Source organism: Polaromonas sp. (assembly GCF_039932935.1).
Taxonomy (GTDB): Bacteria; Pseudomonadota; Gammaproteobacteria; order Burkholderiales; family Burkholderiaceae_C; genus Polaromonas.
In genome coordinates, this window is sequence record NZ_JBDTPB010000008.1 from 1 (window position 1) to 6,173 (window position 6,173).

A 6,173-nucleotide genomic window follows, 5' to 3' on the forward strand; every position below is an offset into this window, starting at 1 on the left:
CGCCGGCGTCAATCGCCTGCTGGGTATTGGCCTCATAGCGCTCCTGCACCGCCTGCGCGAACGACTGCTCCAGCCGCGCAGCGGGCAGGCCGCATTCAGCGAGAAGTTCGGCCAGCACTTTTTCGTCGGCAATGTGGCGCTCACGCACCCACACGGCGCTAAAGATCGCGCCGCCGATTCTCATGGCGGCTTCGCTGCCGTCATGAAGGTTCACCGCGATAATGAGGCGCGAGGCTTCGTCGCCGGATACCGGAAAATATTTGGGCTTGAGATTCAGCGGCGCATGCAGGTAGTCTGAGTAACGCTGCAGTTCCAGCAAGCGGTAAGCCTGGCGCTGTGGCGCGCGCTGCCCCAGCGGCAGCCCGCCCGAGATGGGAAACACCTTGCCGCCCAGATCGATAGGCAGCACATTCACGGTAGCGCCAGCCGCACGGGCGATCTGGGCAAAGCGTTCGTGACCCAGGTAAGTCCAGGGGCTTTGCGGCGTAAAGTAATAATCCACAGTGGTGCTCACGGTCGTCTCCGGTTTTGGGGGCGTGTTCAAGTACATTGGCCCGATGCAATCCCCGTTTTTACCCGGGATTGCCATTTCCTGCAGGAGGTCCGGTTTGTCAAAAGTTGTTTTGATCACAGGTGGCTCACGCGGCATTGGTGCCGCTTGCGCCCTGCTGGCTGCACGCCAGGGTTGGGCGGTAGCCGTCAACTACACCAGCAACTCGCTCGCGGCCGATGAAGTGGTGCGGCAGATCCGCCAAAGCGGCGGCCAGGCCATCACGGTGCAGGCCGACGTGGCCGATGAAGCGCAGGTGCTGGCCATGTTTGACAAGGTGGATGCCAAGCTCGGCCGCCTCGACGGCCTGGTCAACAATGCCGGCGTGGTCGACCGCACCAGCCGCGTCGACGCCATGACGCTGGAGCGCCTGCGGCGCATGTTCGAGGTCAACGTGTTCGGCTCCTTCCTGTGCGCGCGCGAAGCCGTCAAACGCATGAGCACCCGCTACGGCGGCGCGGGCGGTTCCATCGTCAATCTGTCCAGTGTCGCGGCACGCCTGGGCGGGCCTGGCCAGTATGTGGACTACGCGGCCGCCAAGGGCGCCATCGATACCTTCACCGTCGGGCTGGCCAAGGAGGTTGCCACGGAGGGCATTCGTGTCAACGGCGTGCGTCCGGGCATCATCGACACCGACATCCACGCTTCCGGCGGCTTGCCTGACCGGGCCCGCGACCTGGCACCGCAGGTGCCCATGCAACGGCCCGGCACGGCGGAGGAAGTGGCGGAGTCCATCGTCTGGCTGCTCGGCGACAATGCGGGCTACACCACCGGCGCATTGCTGGATGTGGCGGGAGGCAGGTAGATAGTGGCCCCCACGCTCCCCACTGCGTGTGGTTCGCTGCCCCCCGAGGGGGTGCTGCGCCTGCGGCCCGGCTAAGCCGGTTCCGCGGCCCTGGCTGGGATTTGCAGAGCGGTCCGCGCTGCCAATTGAGTTGTCATTAAGGGAAACGATGGATTTCAAACCGCTTGTCACGCTGCTGGCCATCGTCAACCCGCTGGCTATCGTGCCGTTCTTCATTCACTACACGCAGGGGTTTTCGGACGAGCAGCGGCGCCGCACGATTCTGGTTGCGGCCTTCTCGGCGTTTGTCGTCATCGCCATCAGCGCACTGCTGGGCCTGCAGATTCTCGATTTCTTCAGTATCTCGCTGGCCAGCTTCCAGGTGGGCGGCGGCATGCTGTTGCTGATCAGCGCCATGAACATGCTGAACGCACAGCCGGCTGAAGCCAAGCCCTTGACCAACGAGATGGAGGACGGCGCCGAAAAGGCCGCTCGCGGCGCCAGCATTGCGGTGGTGCCGCTGACCATTCCGCTGCTGACCGGCCCGGCCACCATGTCGACCGTGGTGATTTACGCCGAGAAAGCCCAGACGGCTTTGCAAGTCGCCGCGCTGGTCGGCTATGGCTTGGTGATTGCGCTGGTGACCGCCATCAGCTTTTCACTGGCCGAGCCGATTGCCCGCGTGCTCGGCAAGACGGGCATCAATGTGATGACGCGTTTGATGGGCCTGATCCTGGCCGCATTGGCCGTGGAGGTGATGGCCGGCGGCCTGGGCAAACTCTTTCCCATCCTTCGTAGCTAATGGCCCCCACGCTTTTCACTTCGTGTAATGCGCTGCCCCCCGGGGGGGCGCTGCGCCTGCGGCCCGGCAAAGCCGGTTCCGCGGCCCCTGTTGGAATTTTCAGGGCAACATTCCCCACGCGGGCGTTCCTGCTTCGCTGCGAATGAGCACTGCACGCATCCTGCTGGTCGAAGACGATCCGGCGATTGCCCGTTCCATCATTTACACGCTGGAACGTGACGGCCTCAGCGTGACGCACAGTTTGCTGCTTGGCGATGCGCGCGCGCAAATCAGCCGGCAGCCGCCTGACGCGGTGATCCTGGACGTGGGCCTGCCCGATGGCAATGGCCTGGACTTGTGCCGTGAGCTGCGTGCCGCCGGCAGCCTGCCGGTGCTGGTGCTTAGCGCGCAGGGCGAAGAAATTGACCGCGTGCTGGGGCTCGAGCTGGGCGCGGATGACTATGTGAGCAAGCCCTTCAGCCCACGCGAGCTGCTGGCTCGGGTGCGAGGCCTGCTGCGCCGCGCGCGCATGCCGATGGCGATGCCGGCGCTGGCCAGCGGCCCTTTCGAGATCGATGCCGAAGGGCAACGGGTGAGCCTGCACAGTTTCCCGCTCGATCTGACACGCCGCGAGTTTGGCTTGCTGACCGAGCTGCTGCGCCACCGCGGCCGTATCCGTTCGCGGGACGACCTGCTCGGCGCCGTCTGGGGCGCCGATTCGGACAGCACCGACCGCACGGTCGACACCCACATCAAGACCCTGCGCGCCAAGCTGCAGGAGGCTGCGCCGGAGCACGATTACATCGTGACGCATCGCGGCATGGGCTATAGCCTCAAGGTATGAACACCCCCGTGGCTGCGCTTCGCTCCGCCCTCCCCCTTGCAGGGGGCGACGCCTGCGGCCTGGCGAAGCCAGTTCCGCGGCGCCTGCTGGCATGAGGCTGTATTCGGAGCGACGAGCATGCGGTTAGGCATACGGCTGTTGTTCGGCTTCTTCCTGGTCACCGGCCTGGCGGCCTTTTTTGTGCTGCGGGTCTTCATGGCCGAGGTCAAGCCCAGTGTTCGCGAAGTCATGGAAGACATGATGGTGGACACCGCCAACATCCTGGCCGAACTGGCGAGCGACGACCTGTCGGCGGGTGTCATCGCGGATGGCCGCTTTGCCGGCCATGTACACAACTACGCGCGGCGGCCAATTGACGCGAAGATCTGGGGCATGGCCAAGCAGTCGCTGGACTTCCGCGTCTATGTCACCGACGCCGGCGGTAAAGTGGTTTTTGACTCCGAAAACCTGGCAACCGGGCAAGACTACTCACAATGGCGCGACGTGGCCCTCACGTTGCGCGGCGAGTACGGGGCGCGCGCCACGCGCGAAGTGCAGCAGGACGACCGCAGCGCCGTGATGTACGTCGCGGCGCCGGTGCAACGCAACGGAAAAATCATTGGCGTGCTGACCGTGGCCAAGCCGATGTCCACCATCCAGGCTTTCATTGACCGGGCCGAACGGAAGATTCTCTTAAGCGGCGTATTGCTGCTGGTGCTCTCGCTGGCCATCGGTGTGGGCGTGACTCTGTGGGTGGTCTGGAGCATTCGCAAGCTGCGTCGCTATGCCAACGCCGTGGGCCAGGGTGAAAAACCCGCGGTTCCGCAAATACCGGGTGAGCTTGGCGAGCTGGCCATGGCAGTCGATGCCATGCGCCTGAAGCTCGAGGGCCACGAGTACATAGAAGATTACGTGCGCGCCCTGACGCACGAGCTCAAGAGCCCGCTCGCCGCGATCCGCGGCGCCGGCGAGCTGCTGCAGGACGAGCTGCCCGAACACGCGCGCCGCGAGTTTTCGGGGCAGGTACTGGCCCAGTCCGGCCGCATGCAGGCGCTGGTGGACCGCATGCTCGAGCTGACGAAGCTGGAGCAACGCCATGCAAAGGTAGAGCGCGAGCGCCTTTTGTGGGCCGGCGTCCTCGCACCCTTTGGGGCGGACGCGCCCGCCGGCCGCGCCCAGCATGTCGTCAAAATCGTAGTCCGGCCGGAACATGCCGGCGTGCATGCGGAGCCCGGCCTGCTGGGCCTGGCGCTGAGCAACCTGCTCGAAAACGCGCGCTCGTTCGCGCCCGAGGGCTCGACCATTACCCTGGAAGCAGGGCCGGACCACGTCGCCGTGCAGGACAGCGGCCCGGGGGTGCCCGACTACGCACTGCCCCGGCTGGGCGAGCGCTTTTTCTCGACGGTGCGGCCCGACGGCCAGAGCAAGGGATCCGGCCTCGGCCTGGCCATCGTGCGGCAAATCATGCTGCTGCACGGCGGCCGCATGGTGGTTCGCAACACGCAGCCCGGGCTGCGGGTCGAGCTGCATTTCTAGCCGCATCGCGCCCATCACGCGGCCCCCTTCACCGTTTCGGGCTCGGGCTTCACAGGCTCGGCCTGCTTGAAGCGTGCATACCAGTCGACCTGGCGCGTCAGCATCATGATGGCCGCCAGCACGGTGAACAAGGCCACGGTGCCCAGCAGCAAAGCGGTTTGCTCCATCTGCAGCAGCACAAACAGCATGCCGTACAGCGTGGCAATGCCCAGGCCGAAGGGCAGACCGCGCGACCAGCGGCCCAACATGTGGCTGGCGTAGTAGGTCAGCAGCAGCACGCAGGCGGCGGCGGCAATCGCATAGGCGCTTTCAAAAGGCATGTGCTCCGACAGGCTCACCAGCAGCAGAAAGAACATGCTCATCGCTGCACCCACCAGAAAATACTGGATCGGGTGCACGCGCAGGGATTTCATGAACTCGAACAGTCCCACCGCCAGGAAGGTGAGGCCGATGAACAGCAGGCCGTACTTGGTGGCCCGGTCGCTGAGGGCGTAAGTGTTGGAAGGGTCGACAAAGGTGACGCTGAAGGCCTCGACGCAGCCGCCGTGGACGGATTCTTCACCGTAAGACGGGCAGACACCTTTTCGCTTGGACGCATCGAGCTGCGTCACCTCCTGCTGCGCGGTGCTGGCCAGCGAGCTGACGCGCCAGCTGGCCTCAAAGCCGTCCTCGGTGACTTTGCGCTCCACCGGCAGAAACTGCCCGCCAAAGCTGGGGTGGGGCCAGTTGGATGTGAGCTGCACCCGGGTGTCGCCGCCCAGCGGCACGACAGAAATGCTTTCGGTACCCACCAGCTCCAGCTCCAGCTGCGCCTGCAGCGGCGTGGTGCCCATCATGGCCATGGCCAGCGGCGCATGCACGCCGCGCGGGTAGCTGCCGTAGAAGGTGCCGGGCTTGAGCGCCAACACCTGGTCGCCGATCTTCACGCTGGCGTGGCGAATGCCGCGCGAGTCGGACACCGCCATCATCAAGAGCGGCTGGCCACAGTTCATGCGCGAGCCGACGTGTTCGGCGACGGGCTTGAGCGCCTGCGTATCAACCCACTCGGCGACCAGCTCGGCCTTCAGGTTGAACACCTGCGTCGCATGCAGTCCGCGGGCGCGCGGCTCCAGCTTGCTGGTGCCCTTGAGCGTGAGCGAGGCCGGCGCAGCCACCAGCGTGAACTCGCGCCGCTCGGTGTGCAACTGCCTGTCGGCGTCCCGGAAGTCCCATTCCTCGGTACAAGCCCGGTGGATGAGCGGACCCGTCAGCGTCTGCGGCCCGGCAAGGCTTTGCGCCACGCCGTGGATGGCGATTTGCCGGTAGGTCTGGCGGTCGTGCACCACGCCGCCGATCTGGAACAGCGCGAGGACCAGCAGCACCAGCACCAGGGCCAACGCGAAGAGTTTTTGTTTCATGACTTCCTTTCGTTTGAACAACGAAGGGAAGTGTGCAAACCCAGTGTGAGGGCAGGATGAGCTGCGGGCTGCTTGTGTGAAGTCTGTGTGAAATTGGGCCCCCACGGTGGATGTGGCCCCCACGCTCCCCCACTGCGTGTGGGTCGCTGCCCCCCGAGGGGGCCGCCCGCCTGCGGCCCGGCCCTTCGACAAGCTCAGGACAGGCCAAGGCCGGTTCCGCGGCTCATGCTGGGTTAAGGGGCCCCCGCTCTCCGTTCGCCCTGAGGTATCGAAGGGCCGGTGTGCTACGGGGATCGGCTTCG

Annotated in this window: 6 protein-coding genes; 4 read left to right on the forward strand and 2 right to left on the reverse strand. The window is 65.3% G+C overall.

The window, feature by feature from the left end:
- Nucleotides 1-514 (reverse strand): 2-hydroxychromene-2-carboxylate isomerase (locus ABI546_RS00790; protein ID WP_348043127.1); only part of this gene is annotated, 514 nt, incomplete at its 3' end.
- A gap of 94 nt (nt 515-608) precedes the next feature.
- Between ABI546_RS00790 and ABI546_RS00795 the strand changes: the two genes are divergently transcribed.
- The 4 genes from ABI546_RS00795 to creC all read left to right on the forward strand — a co-directional run bounded on the left by ABI546_RS00795 (nt 609) and on the right by creC (nt 4,474).
- Nucleotides 609-1,355, forward strand: coding sequence for an SDR family oxidoreductase (locus ABI546_RS00795; RefSeq protein WP_348043129.1), 747 nt, complete (start codon nt 609-611; stop codon nt 1,353-1,355).
- Nucleotides 1,356-1,503: 148 nt separating this feature from the next.
- Nucleotides 1,504-2,136 (forward strand): MarC family protein, encoded by a 633-nt coding sequence (locus ABI546_RS00800; protein WP_348043131.1) that lies wholly within the window; start codon nt 1,504-1,506, stop codon nt 2,134-2,136.
- A 142-nt stretch (nt 2,137-2,278) separates the two neighbouring features.
- Nucleotides 2,279-2,959: a two-component system response regulator CreB gene (gene creB / locus ABI546_RS00805; RefSeq protein ID WP_348043132.1), complete on the forward strand. Its 681-nt coding sequence runs from the start codon at nt 2,279-2,281 to the stop codon at nt 2,957-2,959.
- A gap of 117 nt (nt 2,960-3,076) precedes the next feature.
- Nucleotides 3,077-4,474, forward strand: coding sequence for a two-component system sensor histidine kinase CreC (gene creC, locus ABI546_RS00810; RefSeq protein ID WP_348043133.1), 1,398 nt, complete (start codon nt 3,077-3,079; stop codon nt 4,472-4,474).
- A 14-nt stretch (nt 4,475-4,488) separates the two neighbouring features.
- On the opposite strand, the gene creD is transcribed toward creC, so the two are convergent.
- Nucleotides 4,489-5,871 (reverse strand): cell envelope integrity protein CreD, encoded by a 1,383-nt coding sequence (creD, locus tag ABI546_RS00815; protein WP_348043134.1) that lies wholly within the window; start codon nt 5,869-5,871, stop codon nt 4,489-4,491.
- Nucleotides 5,872-6,173: the final 302 nt, after the last annotated feature.

What these genes read in the sequence shown, in the direction of transcription:
- creD (WP_348043134.1), bottom strand. Translation starts at nt 5,871, where the DNA reads ATGAAACAAAAACTCTTCGCGTTGGCCCTGGTGCTGGTGCTGCTGGTC.
- creB (WP_348043132.1), top strand. Translation starts at nt 2,279, where the DNA reads ATGAGCACTGCACGCATCCTGCTGGTCGAAGACGATCCGGCGATTGCC.
- creC (WP_348043133.1), top strand. Translation starts at nt 3,077, where the DNA reads ATGCGGTTAGGCATACGGCTGTTGTTCGGCTTCTTCCTGGTCACCGGC.
- ABI546_RS00800 (WP_348043131.1), top strand. Translation starts at nt 1,504, where the DNA reads ATGGATTTCAAACCGCTTGTCACGCTGCTGGCCATCGTCAACCCGCTG.